Origin of the sequence: Pseudomonas kilonensis, from assembly GCF_001269885.1 — a bacterium.
Lineage (GTDB): Bacteria > Pseudomonadota > Gammaproteobacteria > Pseudomonadales > Pseudomonadaceae > Aquipseudomonas > Aquipseudomonas kilonensis.
The window spans coordinates 781,505-798,364 of sequence record NZ_LHVH01000017.1 but is presented as its reverse complement, the minus strand read 5'-3'; the positions used below and the strand labels follow the sequence as shown (position 1 = coordinate 798,364).

General features: G+C 59.4%; 15 protein-coding genes and 1 pseudogene. 7 read left to right on the top strand and 9 right to left on the bottom strand.

All coding sequences use genetic code 11. From position 1 onward, the window contains the following. Positions 1 to 67: 67 nt before the first annotated feature. The 3 genes from AD662_RS10115 to AD662_RS10105 form a co-directional block, all read right to left on the bottom strand. Positions 68 to 2,644 carry a bifunctional diguanylate cyclase/phosphodiesterase gene (locus AD662_RS10115; RefSeq protein ID WP_053186949.1) on the bottom strand — a complete coding sequence of 859 codons (2,577 nt, stop codon included), beginning with the start codon at positions 2,642 to 2,644 and terminating at the stop codon, positions 68 to 70. A gap of 205 nt (positions 2,645 to 2,849) precedes the next feature. After that, positions 2,850 to 4,421, bottom strand: coding sequence for a sensor domain-containing diguanylate cyclase (locus AD662_RS10110; RefSeq protein ID WP_053186946.1), 1,572 nt, complete (start codon positions 4,419 to 4,421; stop codon positions 2,850 to 2,852). Between the two features lie 375 nt (positions 4,422 to 4,796). Continuing rightward, the gene (locus AD662_RS10105) at positions 4,797 to 5,456 is read right to left on the bottom strand and encodes a ribonuclease T2 family protein (protein ID WP_024616346.1); all 660 of its coding nucleotides are present in this window, start codon (positions 5,454 to 5,456) and stop codon (positions 4,797 to 4,799) included. A gap of 178 nt (positions 5,457 to 5,634) precedes the next feature. Between AD662_RS10105 and chrA the strand changes: the two genes are divergently transcribed. After that, positions 5,635 to 6,993: a chromate efflux transporter gene (chrA, locus tag AD662_RS10100; protein WP_053186943.1), complete on the top strand. Its 1,359-nt coding sequence runs from the start codon at positions 5,635 to 5,637 to the stop codon at positions 6,991 to 6,993. Here chrA and arsN2 read toward each other — a convergent pair. Continuing rightward, positions 6,990 to 7,421, bottom strand: a complete 432-nt coding sequence (gene arsN2 / locus AD662_RS10095; protein WP_018610020.1) for an arsenic resistance N-acetyltransferase ArsN2 — start codon at positions 7,419 to 7,421, stop codon at positions 6,990 to 6,992. The two genes, chrA and arsN2, sit on opposite strands and share 4 nt — an antisense overlap. Before the next feature lie 135 nt (positions 7,422 to 7,556). Here arsN2 and AD662_RS10090 point away from each other — a divergent pair, with 135 nt between their 5' ends. Beyond that, on the top strand, positions 7,557 to 8,045 hold the full coding sequence (locus tag AD662_RS10090; protein ID WP_053186938.1) for a hypothetical protein: 489 nt from the start codon (positions 7,557 to 7,559) through the stop codon (positions 8,043 to 8,045). A 207-nt stretch (positions 8,046 to 8,252) separates the two neighbouring features. On the opposite strand, the gene AD662_RS10085 is transcribed toward AD662_RS10090, so the two are convergent. Next, on the bottom strand, positions 8,253 to 9,476 hold the full coding sequence (locus tag AD662_RS10085) for an MFS transporter (protein WP_053186935.1): 1,224 nt from the start codon (positions 9,474 to 9,476) through the stop codon (positions 8,253 to 8,255). A 522-nt stretch (positions 9,477 to 9,998) separates the two neighbouring features. Further along, positions 9,999 to 11,048: an NAD(P)-dependent alcohol dehydrogenase gene (locus tag AD662_RS10080; protein WP_018610014.1), complete on the bottom strand. Its 1,050-nt coding sequence runs from the start codon at positions 11,046 to 11,048 to the stop codon at positions 9,999 to 10,001. A 186-nt stretch (positions 11,049 to 11,234) separates the two neighbouring features. Between AD662_RS10080 and AD662_RS10075 the strand changes: the two genes are divergently transcribed. Together AD662_RS10075 and AD662_RS29760 are read left to right on the top strand one after the other, a co-directional pair. Continuing rightward, complete coding sequence (locus AD662_RS10075) at positions 11,235 to 12,143, top strand: AraC family transcriptional regulator (protein WP_053186934.1); 909 nt, start codon at positions 11,235 to 11,237, stop codon at positions 12,141 to 12,143. A gap of 125 nt (positions 12,144 to 12,268) precedes the next feature. Continuing rightward, a pseudogene (locus AD662_RS29760) lies at positions 12,269 to 12,406 on the top strand (LysR family transcriptional regulator); the annotation flags it as partial. A gap of 10 nt (positions 12,407 to 12,416) precedes the next feature. Here the strand turns inward: AD662_RS29760 and AD662_RS10070 are convergent. The 3 genes from AD662_RS10070 to AD662_RS10060 form a co-directional block, all read right to left on the bottom strand. Continuing rightward, a complete protein-coding gene (locus AD662_RS10070; RefSeq protein ID WP_053186931.1) occupies positions 12,417 to 13,259 on the bottom strand; it encodes a nickel/cobalt efflux protein RcnA in 843 nt (280 codons plus the stop codon). Positions 13,260 to 13,266: 7 nt separating this feature from the next. Further along, a complete protein-coding gene (locus AD662_RS10065; protein ID WP_053186928.1) occupies positions 13,267 to 13,554 on the bottom strand; it encodes a metal-sensing transcriptional repressor in 288 nt (95 codons plus the stop codon). 647 nt (positions 13,555 to 14,201) lie between these two features. Further along, on the bottom strand, positions 14,202 to 14,477 hold the full coding sequence (locus tag AD662_RS10060) for a hypothetical protein (protein WP_018610006.1): 276 nt from the start codon (positions 14,475 to 14,477) through the stop codon (positions 14,202 to 14,204). Positions 14,478 to 14,985: 508 nt separating this feature from the next. Between AD662_RS10060 and AD662_RS29255 the strand changes: the two genes are divergently transcribed. The 3 genes from AD662_RS29255 to AD662_RS10050 all read left to right on the top strand — a co-directional run bounded on the left by AD662_RS29255 (position 14,986) and on the right by AD662_RS10050 (position 16,570). Continuing rightward, entirely contained in the window at positions 14,986 to 15,156 is a 171-nt protein-coding gene (locus tag AD662_RS29255) for a YhfG family protein (RefSeq protein ID WP_139213095.1), read from the top strand. Further along, complete coding sequence (locus tag AD662_RS10055) at positions 15,156 to 15,755, top strand: putative adenosine monophosphate-protein transferase Fic (RefSeq protein ID WP_053186925.1); 600 nt, start codon at positions 15,156 to 15,158, stop codon at positions 15,753 to 15,755. The genes AD662_RS29255 and AD662_RS10055 overlap by 1 nt, the downstream gene beginning before the upstream one ends. A 143-nt stretch (positions 15,756 to 15,898) precedes the next feature. Next, entirely contained in the window at positions 15,899 to 16,570 is a 672-nt protein-coding gene (locus AD662_RS10050) for a metallophosphoesterase (RefSeq protein ID WP_231139211.1), read from the top strand. The last annotated feature ends 290 nt before the right edge of the window (positions 16,571 to 16,860 follow it).

Here is a 16,860-nt window from a genome sequence, read left to right as displayed (position 1 = left end):
CGCCAGAACTCGAAATGCCAAGTCACCGTTGTGACCGACAACCGGACGTAGAGGTTGCAACAGGTCTTCAGGAAGCCGTTTTCGGCAAGGGCTGGCCTTTCTCCAACAAGTGCGCAAAGGCTTGCTTGTCGATCGGCCGGCTGAGTAAATAACCCTGTACTTCATGGCATTGGTCCGTGCCCAATGAACCGAGCTGGGCCAGGGTTTCCACGCCCTCGGCAGTCACCGTCAGCCCCATGGCCTTGCCCAGGTTGATGATTGCCTGCACCACGGCGCGGTCGTTGCTGCTGTTGCTCATGGAAGCAATGAAACGCCTGTCGATCTTGATGCCATCAAATGGATAGGTGCGCAGATAACCGAGGGACGAATAGCCGGTACCGAAATCGTCCATGTTCAAGCGCACGCCCAGTTCCTTCAGGGCATTCATGACCTGCAGAGCACCATCAACGTCGTTGAGCATCACGTTTTCAGTGATCTCCAGTTCCAGGCGACTCGCCGGGAAACGGGTTTCGATCAACACCTGTCGCACATCCTCCACCACATCGCTGCGCTCGAACTGCGCCGGTGACAGGTTGACCGAGACCATCAATTCTCCCGGCCAAGTCAGTGCTGTTTCGCAGGCCTCACGCAATACCCAACGCGAAAGCGGGACAATCAGGTCGGTTTGCTCGGCCAATGGAATAAACGCGTCGGGGGCCAACAAGCCTTGGGTTGGATGCTGCCAGCGAACCAACGCCTCGACCGCCACGATCTCTCGACCATCGACGGTGTAGCGCGGCTGGAAATGCAGGACGAATTCGTTGTTTTTCACGGCCTGGCGCAGGTCGCTTTCCAGTTGGCGACGATGCTGGATCTGATCGTTCATTTGCGAGGCGAAATAGCACCAGGTTTTCTTGCCCTCGGACTTGGCCTGGTACATGGCAATGTCGGCGCAGCGGATCAGTTCACCGGGCACATAACCCTGACGGTGGCTCAGGGCGATACCGATACTGGCGCTGATGTGCAACGAATGGGTTTCGTAGAAAATCGGTTGCTGCAGGCTGTCGATCAGCCGCCCACAGAATCGATCGATCTCAGTGGTATTGTCCATCCCGCCGAGCACCACCACGAATTCGTCGCCCCCCAGGCGCGCCACCAGGTCTTCTTCGCGGGTGCTGTCGCGCAGCCGCCGGGCCACTTCCAGCAACACCGCGTCGCCGGCCGGGTGGCCGAGGGAGTCGTTGATCGGCTTGAAATTGTCCAGGTCCACCATCAGCAACGTCAGGGGGGCGGAATGCTCCTTGGCCACCAGCGCATCATCCAGGTGTCGCGCCAGCTTGTTGCGGTTCGGCAGGCCGGTCAGCGCATCGTGCATCGACAGGTGCTGAACCTGGGCATGGGCGGCCACCTCATCGGTGATGTCGCTGGCGGTGCCGCGATAACCCACCACCTCGGCCTTGTTGTAGATCGGGCGTGCCGACACCCGGCAGAAGCGCAGTTGCCCGGAATAATCACGGTAGGAGCAGCGCAAGCTGTTGGCGTTCTGCTCCTCCGTCAACTTGATCAACCAGAGGGCAATCGGCGTAGTGTCGCAATACAGCAGTTGCTCGAGCTGCTGCCCCAGCCATTGCTGATCGGAAAACCCGGTGACCGTATTGAAACGCCCCGACAGATAAGTGATGTGCTGCTGCCCGTCGATTTCCCAGATCCAGTCGGAAGCGGCTTCGGCCACGGCCCGAAAGCGCTCCTCGCTGGCCTCAAGGGCGTGCGCCGACCGTTCCAGGCTGTCGTAACTGGCGTCCACATGCCGTGCCGTGCGCAATGCATAGCGAAAAAAGTAAGCGGTCAGCAGGGCCAGGATCAGCAGCGCCCCACCCAGCGGCGGCACCAGGGACCAGAGCAATTGCAGGCCCGGGCGCTCCAGTCGGGACACCAGGCTGTAGCCGGTACCGTCCAGCGACACGGCCGGCTGGCCGGGCTTGAGCTCGGTGTCTTTCTTGAGCTTCAAATCGGTGAGGCCATAACTCTTGCCCAGTTTGCGCAACTTGACGGGCGTCAGTTGGTCGACGAACAGCAGGACCGAGGTGCTTTGGGCCTCGACCTGGGACCGTTCGTCATTGGGCGTAATCACCGATGCGTTGACGATAGCCGGCCAGCCCTCGAACAATGTGTAGCGGACCATGGGTATCGTCAGGTCGGGCTGCGCCTGGAGCTGGTCCATCAGGTCCGTCAGCGGCGCGTCCATATAAACCGCGGTATCCGTTTGGACATTGAGCCCGCGTACCACGGCATATTTGGTGCGTAGCCGATCAATGACAAACAACCCCTCGTATTCATCATTGGTGAACAGGGTCTTGCCCATGTTCTGTTCGGCGTAGGCCCATTGCACATCGACTTCACCGTTGAGGTGGTCATAGGCCGTGGTCCAATAGGCATAGCTGGTGATGTAGTTTTTCGAGGCGGTGATGCGATTCTCGAGGGCGCGCTCGGTATAGAAATGCGTCTTGCGCAAATCCTCCGCGTCGAGCTTGTGCGCAATGTTGAACAGCGCGGCAATCGCCACCAGGACGCCCAGGACAAACAGCCCCCCGACCGCCACGACCAGGCGATGGGTAATCGGTGTGTGACGCGCGGTGCCTGAAGGGGTATCGGCAGTGGAATCCATTGACCTACTCCTGTCCTTTCAACGCTGGCTTCGCTATCGAGAACGGAGAGGACCGAGCCAGTCGTCTACCCAACCTTAGCACCCACTGCCTGATCAGTTGGCGAGCCCACGGTTTTTTGCGAAAGAGACTACACACCGCTTGAAGTTCGCCAGCGCAATGCCTCAATAGTGGACCGGGGCAGACTGCCGATGATTCCACCCGACCTCAACGATCCGAACGCGCCAGCGTATCGAGCCCGTCGTCGGTCGATAACACCGCCACACGGTTGCGGCCGCTGTGCTTGGCCTGGTAAAGCGCCGCATCGGCCCGCTGGATGAAGACTTCGATGCTGTCCTGGCCGCTGGGCACAAAGGCATAGCAGCCCAGGCTCACCGTGAGGTAACCGGTCGGAGACCCGGAATGGGTGATGTGCTTGTCGATGACGCTGCGGCGGATCTGCTCGGCCAACGCCATGGCCCCCGACAGATTGGTGTCGGGCAACAGGACCGCGAACTCTTCGCCACCATAACGCACCGCCAGATCGGCCTTGCGATGGCAGCAGCTCTTGAGCACCTTGGCCACTTCCGCCAGGCAATGATCCCCGGCCACGTGCCCATAGGCGTCGTTGTAGCGCTTGAAGAAATCGATATCGAGCATGATCAGGCTCAAGGGGCTGCGCTGACGGGCGCCCCGGCCGAACTCGATGTCCAGGGCCCGTTCGAACAGGCGCCGGTTCGCCAGCCCGGTGAGGCTGTCATGGGTGGCAATCAGTTCCAACGCTTCCTGAGCCTGGCGCAAGTCCGCCTCGATCCGTTCGCTGTTACGGACCTGGCGCACGAATACCCAGCCGAACAAGCAAATGCCCAGCACCACCAGGCCCACAATGAGACTGGATTGGAAAGCCCGGTCATGCCAGCCCGCCAGGATCGCGCCTTCGGACATCGCGGCGGTGACCACCAGCGGATAAGCCTGCAGATGTTGGTGCCCATACAGCCTGACGACACCATCGATGGTCGAACGGATGAGTGCATCGCCAGACATCCCACCCGCCAGGGCATGGTTGTAAATATTCTCCTGGGCCAGCGGGTGACCGATCCGCCCCTCATCGAAGGGACGACGAGCCAAGAGCGTCCCGTCAGACAAAGCCAGGGCCATCTCGCCTTGATCATCCAGATTGAAGCTTTTGAAGAATCGATCGAAGTACGACATTTTGATGCCGGCCATCAACACGCCTTGGAAGTTGCCATCCTGATCATTCAAGCGCCGGGAAACCGGAATGATCCAGCCGCCGTTTTGCCGGCTGCGGATTGCCGGGCCGATATGGGCGATCAGGGAGGCATTCTGTTGATGGAAAACGAAGTACTCTCGATCCGCCACCCCAGCACCCCGGTGCAGGTTTTCAAAGGAGGTCACCACCCAGTGACCGTGCTTGTCGAACAGGAACAGGCCATGCAATTGCTCGAGCGATTGCACACGTCGGGCAAAGGTTTGCTGCAAGCGTGGCTGTACGGCGGGACCGTAGCCGTCTACTTGGATCCAATCTGCCAGGCTGGCCAATACCAGATCAGCCTGGAGGAAGGTGTCCTGCGCCTGCTGGGCCATGGCCCGGCTAAGGGTCGCCGAAGCGACGCGGGCCGACTCCAGGTCGTGGCTGCGCGACTGCTCCAGTTGCAGATAAAGCAAACCGCACAGGCACAGGCATACCGCCGCGATAAACGAAACCGCTGCTTTGAGCAACGGCAGGCGCTTCAAGGCACCGCCAGGGACATGGAAAGGATCGAGAATGGAGATAGGCAAGCGAATTCCTGAAGAGGGCAAAACATGAGCGAATTCGCTCAAAGCCCTCAATATTCGTGAGCTTAGCCTACCGCTTGTGAGGCGGCAATTTGCCTGTGCAGCAGAGCCGATGGGTGGCTTGAGTGGATCCAAAAACTCGCCCTGGAGCCAACAAAAATACCCGTTTCAGAACGAAGAAATTCCCCGTGTAGGAGCTGCCGAAGGCTGCGATCTTTTGATTTTGATCTTTCGCTTGGGATTCAAGTGTATTGGGAAAGATCGCAGCCTCGTTGCACTCGACAGCTCCTACACAGCTCCTACAGCGCAGCCGAGCGGGAGCAAGCTCCCTCGCCACGGGTGTACGGATCGGAGACAGGGGTCAATGGGTCTTGGCTCTCACCGTACCGGCGGCACCCGGATCTCCCCGGCCCGGCATTGTGTCCTGACACCCCTGCCACACGCGGCGAACGCCAGGTCCTTGTCCATGCACACCCGCACTTCCGACAGTTGCGGCCCGCTGCAAATCACCGCAATGCCGTCGGGCGCAATGCCTGGATTGCTTTGGCGGAACAGCCGGATGATTTCATCAGCCGCGAAGTAATACGAGGAATTGAATGCCTGCAACTGCGGTGGGATTTTCACCGCGCCCAAGGCTTTGTCGGCAACCTCCAGGTAGCCCATGGCGCCCAGGCCACTGCAAGTGCCGTGCTTGGACCATTCATGCGCCATCAACTTGCGGGTGGGAAACAAGGTCAGGCCCTTCTGCTGCTCCGCCGCCGTCAACGGCACCTGAGGCGCACAGGATTGCGGCCAGCCGCCCCGGGTGTATTGCGGCCAGAGGCCATGGAGCACAAAGCCGTAGCCTTTGCCGGAACACTGCGCATCCTTCTGGTGAGTCAGGCAGAACGTCGGCGACCAGGACAGCGCCAGCAAATAGTAATCGAACACTCCGGCCACGGATTGCGCCCGTGCATTGCCGGATTCGCGGGCATTGGCCGCGCCCATGGAACCCAGTGTCAGTACGATCAGCACGACAATGGCAAGACGTTGTTTCATTGACCCACTCCTTGGGGCGATTGTGCGAAAGCAGGATGATCGGGCGATGATTGTTCCAACCTTGTGTTTCAAATCTCTGAAGGGCTGTTTTTTACAAGCAATCCTTGCCGGGGGCTATCTAAATTGCGTAACGCCCCATAACGTAGATCGCCTTTGACTTTTACGTGCCCCGTCGCCCATGAGCAAACCGATCCGAACCGATGACGAACAGCCCCTGACCCGACCCGACGCCGTCAGCCTGCGCGTGGCCTTCTGGTTCTGGCTCAAACTGGGCTTCATCAGCTTCGGCGGCCCTGCGGGGCAGATCTCGATCATGCACCAGGAGTTGGTGGAGCGCCGACGCTGGATTTCCGAACGACGATTCCTGCATGCCCTTAACTACTGCATGTTGCTGCCGGGCCCCGAGGCCCAGCAACTGGCCACCTACCTGGGCTGGCTGATGCATCGAAGCTGGGGCGGGGTGATCGCCGGGGCACTGTTCGTGCTGCCTTCGTTGTTCATTCTCATCGCGTTGTCGTGGCTGTACGTCGCCTTTGGCGAAGTGCCGATAGTGGCGGGCATTTTCTATGGCATCAAGCCGGCCGTCACGGCAATCGTGGCGCATGCCGCCCACCGGATCGGCTCCCGCGCACTCAAGAACAACTGGCTGTGGGCGATCGCTGCGGCGTCGTTCACCGCGATATTTGCCTTTGATCTCCCCTTCCCACTGATCGTGCTGGGCGCGGCGGTCATCGGTTATTTCGGCGGCCGCTGGGCACCGGAAAAATTCAGCCTGGGCGGTCACGCTACCCAGCACCAATCCTTCGGCCCCGCCTTGATCGACGACGACACGCCGCCTCCGGACCACGTCCGATTCAGCGCCTTCAGGCTCGCCCGACTGGCGATCATCGGTGCCCTGTTGTGGGCGTTGCCTATGGGCCTGCTGACCGCGGTGTTCGGCTGGGAAGGCACGTTTACGCAAATGGCCTGGTTCTTTACCAAGGCCGCATTGTTGACCTTCGGCGGCGCCTATGCGGTGTTGCCCTACGTGTACCAGGGTGCCGTCGGACACTTCGGCTGGCTGACGCCGACACAAATGATCGATGGCCTGGCCCTGGGCGAAACCACGCCGGGGCCGCTGATCATGGTCGTGGCCTTCGTCGGTTTCGTCGGAGGCTACGTGATGCAGGTGTTCGGTCCCGAACAGGCGTTTCTCGCCGGGGCCGTCGCGGCCACGCTGGTGACCTGGTTCACGTTCCTGCCCTCGTTCCTGTTCATCCTGGCCGGCGGCCCGCTGGTGGAATCGACGCACAACGCGCTGAAATTCACCGCGCCGCTGACTGCGATTACCGCGGCGGTGGTCGGGGTGATTCTCAACCTGGCGTGCTTCTTCGGTTACCACGTACTCTGGCCCAACGGTTTTGCAGGTGCCCTGGACTGGCCGTCGGCAATCATCGCAATCGCGGCGGCCATTGCGCTGTTTCGCTACAAGCTGGGGGTAATCCAGGTGTTGCTGGCGTGCGGGCTGGCTGGGCTGGCGGTGCACTTGCTGCGCTAGACGAGGCGTTTGCTCAGGTACGTCGCCGAAGCCGGGCACAAGGTTTTGAATTGGGCCGTCGCACCGATCGAAGCAGGCGCCAGCGAGCGGTCCCGCGCCTGATAGCCCTGGCCGGTAAAAAACGCGGCGGCGCTGTCAGTCAGCAGATGGAGCTGCTCTACACCCTCACGTTTCGCAAACGCCTCGATAGCGGCCAACACCGCTGCGCCAGCCCCCTTCCCCCGCTGCCCCTCGAGGACAACCAGCGAGCGCAGCAACCGGTCAGCCCCCTCCCCCTCGATACCAGCAAACGCCACATCGACGCCTTGGTGGCTGAAGCTGAAAAACTGTCGACCGGGATACGCCAGATCGTCGACGGGAAGACCGGCCAGGGTGAGTGCATCGCGCAAGGGTCGCAGGTCGTTATTGCTCAGCATTCTCATGTGCATGACGTGCTCCTCGTAAATTGTTCCGGCGCTCGTCATCGTACCGAAACTCAACAACACACCACCACATGACCCAGCGCAAATGATCACCCCAGCCCATCAGCTAAGCTCAACCTATCATCACGACAGGGAATCGACATGAGCAAGGCAGACGAGCTAGCGGCCAAACTGAGGAAAGCCCAGCAAACCCGCGCGGATACCGACAACTGCGCCGACCTGGCGATCGAGCATTGGCCCGCCCAAGTCTACGAATTGTATCGCCAGATCGAAATCTGGCTGGCGCCCGTGTGCGAGGCGGGCCTGGACATTCGGCGCAACCCCACCCATGTATTTGAAAGTCATTCCAGCGGCTCGACGTACAGCTACGCCATCGATCAACTGGTGATCGAAGGCAATCATCACCGCATTTCATTCGACCCGATTGCGCGTTTCTCGTCCAAGGGCGAGGGCTGCATTGAAGTCCATATGAAGGGGCAGGAACACTGCATCGTGCGCTCACTCGGCGAACATGGTGAATCGCTTTGGCATATCCAGGCCCTGCGCCAGACCGGGCAACCGCGTCTTGAACCCACCATGCTGGACGAGGACGCCTTGCTCGCGCTGGTAGAGCAAGGTCTGGGGCTTTAACGCAAATGGGCGACCCTTGAGGTCGCCCATTTCGTTGGAGAACCCACTAGAACTGCGGCGCTGATTCGACGGTTGGATCGCTCCCTGGCACCGGTAGCGTCAGTTCCTCCACCGGTCTTCCCACGAGTTTATGCAAGGCATTGTCGATTTCGTCAGCCGCGCCTTGCGCGTATCGGGTATCCGCCCAGCTCCAGTACGGATCGAACATCAGCCCGCCGAGCCATAGGGCGCTGCATCCGTAGTCGATGAAAACTCCCGGAGCGCTGACCGAGCGGCCAGCACCGTCAGAACAGCGGCAACGCCCAACACCGCCGCACTGGTTTCGAAGGTCGCGCGATAGCCACTCAGGTCGAACAGAAGGCCGCCCACTGTCGCACCCGCAGCGATGGCGAGCTGGACGATCGCCACCATCAGACCGCCGCCGGCTTCGGCATCTTCCGGCAGCGTTCGCGAAAGCCAGGTCCACCAACCTACGGGCGCCGCCGTGGCCACCAGGCCCCAGAGGCCGAGCAGGAGGGTCGCGATCATCACCGACCCGCCGAACCCCACCAAGGCAATGGCAATCGCGGCCATCAACAGCGGGATGATAATGAGCGTCCGATAGAGGTTGTTTTTCAAGCAGGCCCCGATCAGGAAGGTGCCCAGCAGACCCGCCACACCGATCACCAGCAGCATGAAGGACAGCATGGAAACGCTCACCTGCGTCACCGCTTCAAGGAACGGGCGCAGGTAGGTGAACAACATGAACTGGCCCATGAAAAATGTGCTGACCGCCAGCATACCCAGCGCGACCGGTGCCCGGGTCATCAACTTGAAGACATTGGTGCTGCCCTGCTTCGCCTGCGAAGGCATGGAGGGCAGGCGTAACAGCAGCCAGACCAGGGCGATGGCGGCGACGGGCACGATGCAGAAAAACGCGCCACGCCAACCGATGATCGACCCCAGGAAACTGCCCAGCGGCGCAGCGACCACCGTCGCCAAGGCATTGCCGCCATTGACGATAGCCAGTGCCTGCGGAACCTGATCGTCTGGCACAAGCCGCATGGCGGTAGCCGCCGACAACGACCAGAAGCCGCCAATCGCCACGCCGATCAACGCGCGACCGAGCATGAATACCGAGTAATTCGGCGCGAACGCCACCACGGTGCCGGAAACGATCATCAGCAAGGTCAGCCCCAGGAGAAGCCATTTGCGATCGACCCGGGCGGCGATCGATGCGATGAACAGGCTCGTGATCAGGGCAAAGGCGCCAGAGACGGCAATGCCTTGGCCGGCCTGCCCTTCGCTGACGTGAAGATCGGCCGCTACCGGCGTCAGCAAGCTGACTGGCATGAACTCCGAGGCAACGAGCACGAACGCGGCGAGGGCCATGGCAAGTACCGCGCCCCAGGCGGGTTGGACTTGTGGTTTAGGTAATGAGGTATCGGTCATTGGACAAAAATCCTGTGTTTCTTGTGTGGGAGCGAGCTTGCTCGCGATGATGGCGGCACATCCAACATCACCGTCTCAGGCAGACCGCTATCGCGAGCAAGCTCGCTCCCACAGTTTTGAATGGGGGTGTTCATGCATTCGTGCCCGCCACCTATTCCCCTGTGGGAGCGAGCTTGCTCGCGATGACGGCGGCACATTCAACATCACCATCTCTGGCAGACCGCTATCGCGAGCAAGCTCGCTCCCACAGTTTTGAATGGGGTGTTCATGCATTTCGTGCCCGCCACCTATTCCCCTGTGGGAGCGAGCCTGCTCGCGATGACGGCGGCACATTCAACATCACTCTCAGGCAGACCGCTTTCGCGAGCAAGCTCGCTCCCACAGTTTTGAATGGGGTGTTCATGCATTTCGTGCCCGCCACCTATTCCCCTGTGGGAGCGAGCCTGCTCGCGATGACGGTGGCACATTCAACATCACTGTCTCAGGCAGACCGCTTTCGCGAGCAACCCGGTGGCGCGTCTATCAGCCGACCAAGGTCGCGTTATCGATCACGAAGCGATACTTCACATCGCCCTTGAGCATGCGCTCGTAGGACGCGTTGATCTGCTCGGCCCGGACCAGTTCGATATCGGCGACGATGCCGTGCTCTGCGCAGAAATCGAGCATTTCCTGGGTCTCGGGGATGCCGCCGATCATCGACCCGGCGAGGGTGCGTCGCTTCATGATCAGGTTGAAGACATTCGGCGAAGGATGCGCAGTTGCCGGCGCGCCCACCAGGGCCATCGTGCCGTCGCGCTTGAGCAGCACCAGCAACGCGTCCAGATCGTGAGGGGCCGCCACGGTGTTCAAGATGAAATCGAAACTCTTGGTATGCGCGGCCATTTCTTCAGCATTGCGCGACACCACAACCTCGTCGGCCCCCAACTGCCTCGCATCCTCACGCTTGGACTCGGACGTGGTGAACGCCACGACATGAGCCCCCATCGCATGGGCGAGCTTGATGCCCATGTGACCCAGGCCACCAATGCCAACCACACCCACCTTCTTGCCCGGCCCGACGTTCCAGTGGCGCAGCGGCGAATAGGTGGTGATGCCTGCACAGAGCAGCGGTGCGACGGCGGCAAGCTGGGCTTCGGGGTGACGAATGCGCAACACATAGCGCTCATGCACCACGATGTTTTGCGAATAGCCACCCAGCGTCCAACCGGGCTCATCCGGGGTGGGGAAGTTGTAGGTCCCGATCATCCCGTCACAATAGTTTTCCAAGCCGCTGTCGCAGTCGTCACAGTGCTTGCAGCTGTCGACGATGCAGCCGACGCCCACCAGGTCGCCGGTCTTGAAGCCGGACACATGGGCGCCGACCGCTGCGACTCGACCGACGATTTCGTGGCCCGGCACGCAAGGGAACTGGGTACCCGCCCACTCGGCACGCACCTGGTGCAGGTCCGAATGGCAGATACCACAAAAAGCGATGTCGATCTGGACGTCGTGGGCACCTGGCGTGCGACGCGTGATCTGCAGGGGTTCAAGGGGCTTGTCACCCGCGTGGGCGCCATAGGCTTGTACACGCATCAGAAGACTCCTTGCTGGATTGAATGAGGTTGTATCTTCAAGGCTCGGCCCGGCCGGCCGGTAGTGCATTACGCTGAGATGCTTGCCTGATCCTATGAGTGTTTCTATTGCGTATAGGCAGCGCTTCGCTTGGCGAGTTAATGTTCTGCCTATAGCGCTTGAGCTCAGATGACACCCGGACCCGACATGGCCATTCAACGCAGATCCGTACAAGAGACTCTGGCCGCCATCATTGGCACCCGGACCCCACGCGCGGGGGACTTTGAAACGCCCATCGCCGGCCTCGTCTTCTTCCGGCGTGACGCCCCGGCGCCGCCGGTGACTTGCATGATCGAACCGAGCATCGTGCTGGTGGTTCAAGGCGAGAAGCAGGTCTGGATCGGTGGCGAAGCCTATGGCTACGACACCAGGCGATTCCTCATGACCTCCCTGGACATCCCGGCCAATTCCGAGGTGATGCAGGCCAGCCCGGAACAGCCCTGCCTGGGCCTGGTCCTGAGGCTCGACTTGCGCATGGTGGCCGATCTGATCGCCCAAGGCAGCCTGTCGCCGCCGCGTGATCGAGCGGTCGGGATCGGCGCGGGAATCGGCACCGCAACGCCGGACCTGCTGGAACCGTTCGCGCGCCTGCTGGGGTTACTGGATGAGCCCGAAGCCATCCCCATACTGGCGCCGTTGATCCAGCGCGAGATTCACTACCGGCTGCTGCTCAGCGACCAGGCCGCCCGACTGCGGCAGATCGTTTCGGTCGATAGCCAGGGCTACCGGATCGCCAAGGCCATCGACTGGTTGAAATTGAACTACACCGAAGCCGTGCGCGTAGACGACCTCGCGGCGCGGGTGCAAATGAGTGCGCCGACGTTTCACCACCACTTCCGCCAGCTCACGGCGATGAGCCCGCTGCAATACCAGAAGTGGCTGCGGTTGAACGAAGCAAAACGCTTGATGCTCAACGAGCACGTGGACGTGGCGAGTGCGGCCTTCAAGGTGGGCTATGAAAGCCCTTCCCAGTTCAGCCGCGAATACGCCCGCTTGTTTGGCGTGCCGCCCAAGCGGGACATTGCGGCGTTGCGCGGGCCGGCCAAGGCTGGTTGATTCATCAGTGGGAGCAAAGCTTGCTCGCGATGCAGGCACCTTGGCCTTCGGGAGACCGCGTCAGCTTCATCGCGGGCAAGCCTTGCTCCCACAGAGCGGTGCCTTTTGTGCCAACGCAACACACTTCAACGCGATTGGAGATTCGCTCGTACTGCGCGATTGCCAATCGCAACCCAACGATGCGTAAACTCTGGAAGACCTTGGAAGGCGCTTCGCTGCAGCGGCCGGGCAGCGCACCCTCTGCGCCAGAAGGTGCGAACTGATCGGTGGAGGCTACGCGTTCAAGCCGATCCAGCCATGGATCCCCACGTAGAGACCGACGCCGATGATCAACAGACTGGACAAGTAAGGTGCCCGGCGAGCAACGGTGCCCAGCCAAGGCCAGCGATTGGAAGCCTGCCGTGCACCAATGGCCGCCGCCGCCCCCACCGTCACCAGGGTAATCGCCAGGCCAATGCTGAAGCACAGGACAAGCAGACCGCCCAGCGCGACTTCTTTGACTTGCAGGCACAGCAGCAGCACGGTAATGGCCGCGGGGCAAGGAATGAGCCCGCCCGTCAGGCCGAACACGATGATCTGGCCGGTGGTGACCTCCCGATGGGTGAAGCGCTTACGGATGTCATTGGCATGCGCCTGCTCGTGGGCATCCTGATAACCCTCCAGCGACAGCGCCAGGCCTTTGGGTTCGGGATGCCCGTGGTCATGTTCGTGGTGGTGATGATGATGATCGTGATGATGGTGGTCATGTCCCTGTTGGAACCTGAACATCCGCTCGCCACGCCAGGTACGCCACAGCATCCACAACGCGATAGCAACGATCAGCGCGGCAGACGCCAGCTGGAAATAAGGCTCGGTGGTTTCAGCGTCCAACCCCTGGCCCAGGTACATGCCGCCGATCGCGACCAACCACACCACCGCAGTGTGGGATAGCGTAGCCGCCAAGCCCAGCAACACCGCCTGCTTGACCGAGCCCCGAATCGCCACGATAAACGCCGCCATCATGGTTTTCGAATGACCAGGCTCCAGGCCATGCAAGGCGCCCAGCAAGATAGCACTGGGGAAATATAGCCAGGCGTGAGTGCCACCCTGTTGCAGCAGTTCAGCAAAATTGGGCATGTCGAGCCTAGAGGTACTTGGTGATTTGTTTGAAAGCTTCCAGCGGCGCGCGCTCGCCTTTATGCAACGACGAAACGGTGTCCTCCAGGCAGTGATCGATATGATCCTGGATCAACGTCCGCTTGGCCTGGCACACCGCTTTCTCCACCGCATGCAACTGCTGGGCGATGTCCACGCACTCACGCCCCTCTTCGATCATCGTGATAATGCTGCGCAAATGACCGTCCGCGCGCTTGAGGCGCTTGACGATCGCCGCATGGCTTCGGTGGGGATGTTCGTGGTCGTGCGCACTCATGACTTGAGCCCTGGCTTTCGATGAATTTACCCCGTCATCCTATCCCCCCAGGGGGGATATAAAAAAACCCATCAAAACGCCGCCGACTAACCTGTGGGAGCGAGCTTGCTCGCGATGACGCCATCACATCCAACATCCTCACCAACTGCCCCACCGCTATCGCGAGCAAGCTCGCTCCCACAGAGGATTGAGGGTGTACGCAACATTTGTGTACCCACCAAACCCTGTGGGAGCGGGCTTGCTCGCGAAGGCGTCAGCACAACCAGCATCCTGCAAACTGACACACCGCTTTCGCGAGCAAGCTCGCTCCCACAGTGGATTAAGGGTGTACGCAACATTTGTGTACCCACCAAACCCCGTGGGAGCGGGCTTGCTCGCGAAGGCGTCAGCACAACCAGCATCCTGCAAACTGACACACCGCTTTCGCGAGCAAGCTCGCACAGAGGATTGAGGGTGTACGCAATATCTGTGAACACCCCGAAAAAAACTGTGGGAGCGAGCCCGCTCGCGATGACGGCATCACATCCAACATCCTCACCAACTGACCCACCGCTATCGCGAGCAGGCTCACTCCCACAGGATTGCAGACTGCACAGGGTGATGAGCAAGACAGTGCAGGCGACCCCGTGTGAAGTCGCCCACTACCCTTACAACGCGAGGACCTGCGCCTGCAATCGCCGCCCAATCACATCCAGCAAATCACACCCATCGCGCAGGGGGATCGCTAGCACTTGGGCGAAATCATGGAGTATCACGGCGTCCGTACTAATGTCGGACCGCATGGCGAGGTTTTCCAGCAACTGGGTGACAGCGGCGATGCGGTAAGCGGCGGTGTCGTGCAGCACGTCCAGCGGCGCTTCTGTGTCGATCAGGAGCGCGTGGAAATTGTTTTCGATACCGGTGATAGGCATGTAGCGGGACATGAGGGGTTACTCCTGCGGGGATGGGAGGTCAGTGCTAGGTTGAAGATGGGAATGCCACTGATGAAGGATCGAATCCGGGGTCGGAATTCGTAGGCTGAGCAGGAGGTGATAATTGAAGGAATGGAGGATAGATAGGATGAGGTTGAGATGATGCGTGCCTTGCGGACACAGTTTTAAAGCAACAGCTGTACCTTTTTTCATTGGGCGATCTCAGGATTAATTGAAAAAATCCTAGGCATTAGGGCTTCCACACCCTACCGCTGAATTTTCAGCGACGGAGAGAACTTAGCGCAGAGGGTGATGGGGTGGATAGTCAGCCGGGAACGACGCGTCTTGAGGGAAATTTCCGACGGGGGTGTCCGGCGATGGATTCAGCAGCGCAGCTATGAGCTGCAAGGACAAATCTCGAAACGAATGAGCGCTCACTCCTTTCGCCCGAGCCGCAACATAGGCCATGCCAACGGGATGGGCTATAATCCGCCAACCAGCGCGATTTGAGGTCCAGCCCATGGGCAATGTCAGCCTTGAAACCAAAAAGGCCTATGCCGCCAGGACGCGTAGATCCAACTACGCAGCCAGCCTCCGTCTGGAAGGTTTCAAAACGACCTTCGCCGACGGCGAACGCAAAATGCCAACGCGTGAAGAGGTCTTGAAGGCCTTCACCCAGAACAGAACCTGATGCCTGACAAATATGGAGTCGGCGAGGACGCTTATTGCTATCCCGGCTCCACCGTCCTTCGCAACAAACTCGATATTCGAGACGAACCGACCCTAAGCGAAGCCGAACAACAGCTCTCGGCCATCGCAGCGGACAACGTCGAGTTCAGCCCTCCTCCCTACAGCCTGACCTACCTTCAAAACATTCATCGAATCCTCTTTTCAGACCTGTTCGAATGGGCCGGAGAGCTGCGCACCGTTGGCATGTCCAAACAAGCCACCCGCTTCTGCCAACCTGAGTACATGGAGAAGGAAGCCAATAAGATCTTCGCCAACATGGCCGCGGCAAACTGGTTCGAGGGCATGGAGCGGGCTGAGCTGATCGTCGCTGTGGCAGAGGCCTATTCCGACATCAACGTCGTACACCCCTTCCGCGAAGGCAACGGTCGTGCGCAACGCATCCTGTTTGAACACCTGATCATGAATGCCGGATTTGAAATCAGTTGGTGGGGGATAGAGAAGGACGAGTGGATCTACGCCAATATCGCGGCTTATAACGGCGTCATGGAGCCTATGGAGCAGGTTTTTGAGAAGTGTATCGGGCTGGCGATTCAAGCTTGACCGCACAACGTTATCCCCTCGCTCAGCGCCTTACGGTTTATTTCGCTAAGTGATACAGTCGCCGTCAATTGACGTCTGCTAAAGCCACCGAAATGTACAGGACGAAATCATTCTCATCTAACAAGGAAGGTCGAGACTTTGTGGTGGGCGACATTCATGGGCATTTCAAATTTCTAACAATGGCCTTAGACAAACTAGACTTCAACACCGAGCTGGATCGTATTTTTTCCGTGGGGGACCTCATCGACCGCGGCCCCGACTCCATGGACGTATTAAACTGGCTTGAGAAGCCATGGTTCCATGCAGTGCGTGGCAATCACGAACAGATGCTTATTGACTGTATCTCCGGGCATGGGGATATCCCCCGACATATCCGAAATGGTGGAGCCTGGCTGTACGAGTTACAACCCACCATCCAGCATGAACTCTCAAAATCCTTGCAAGCACTTCCATTGATCATTGAAATCGACTTATTAAACGATCAAACAATTGGAATAGTCCATGCCGAAGCCCCCGTCATCCAAAGTAACGATGGCTGGCAGGAAGCCAAAGATGCAATCACAGGAAAAACTGGAGAGCAACATCAGCGGCAAGCCTTGAAGACAGCGCTGTATGCCAGAGAAAAAATCGAGCAAAACGACCACACGCCCATCAAAGGAATAGACCGACTCTATGTTGGACATTCAACTGTGCCCAGTATTATGCGCTTGGGCAATGTCGTATATATCGACACCGGCTGCTCATTTTCCGATGGCGCATTAAGCCTGGTTGATATCCAAACCGAATCCATCATTAGTATGAGCATGAGCCAGTGAGACAAGGCATCGCTCTGCTTAGTTTTTTTCGAGGCAAAATCGCCATCAGATGATAGTGGCCGAGGCTACCAGGGCGCGTAGCAGGCGATTCCGTTTGAGAAAACCAAAGACTCTGGCGCCCTAGCGACTCTGCAATCGATCCTCGCTCATAATTTAGGGAAGTTTCCTACACACCAATTTCTTGCTGAATTTCTATAAGGAAGCTTATAGTTCCGGCGTTCATCAATGAGTCAATGGCTATGAATTTTTATCAAGAGAGCGATAAGAATCGAGCGATTTGCAGTCACTGC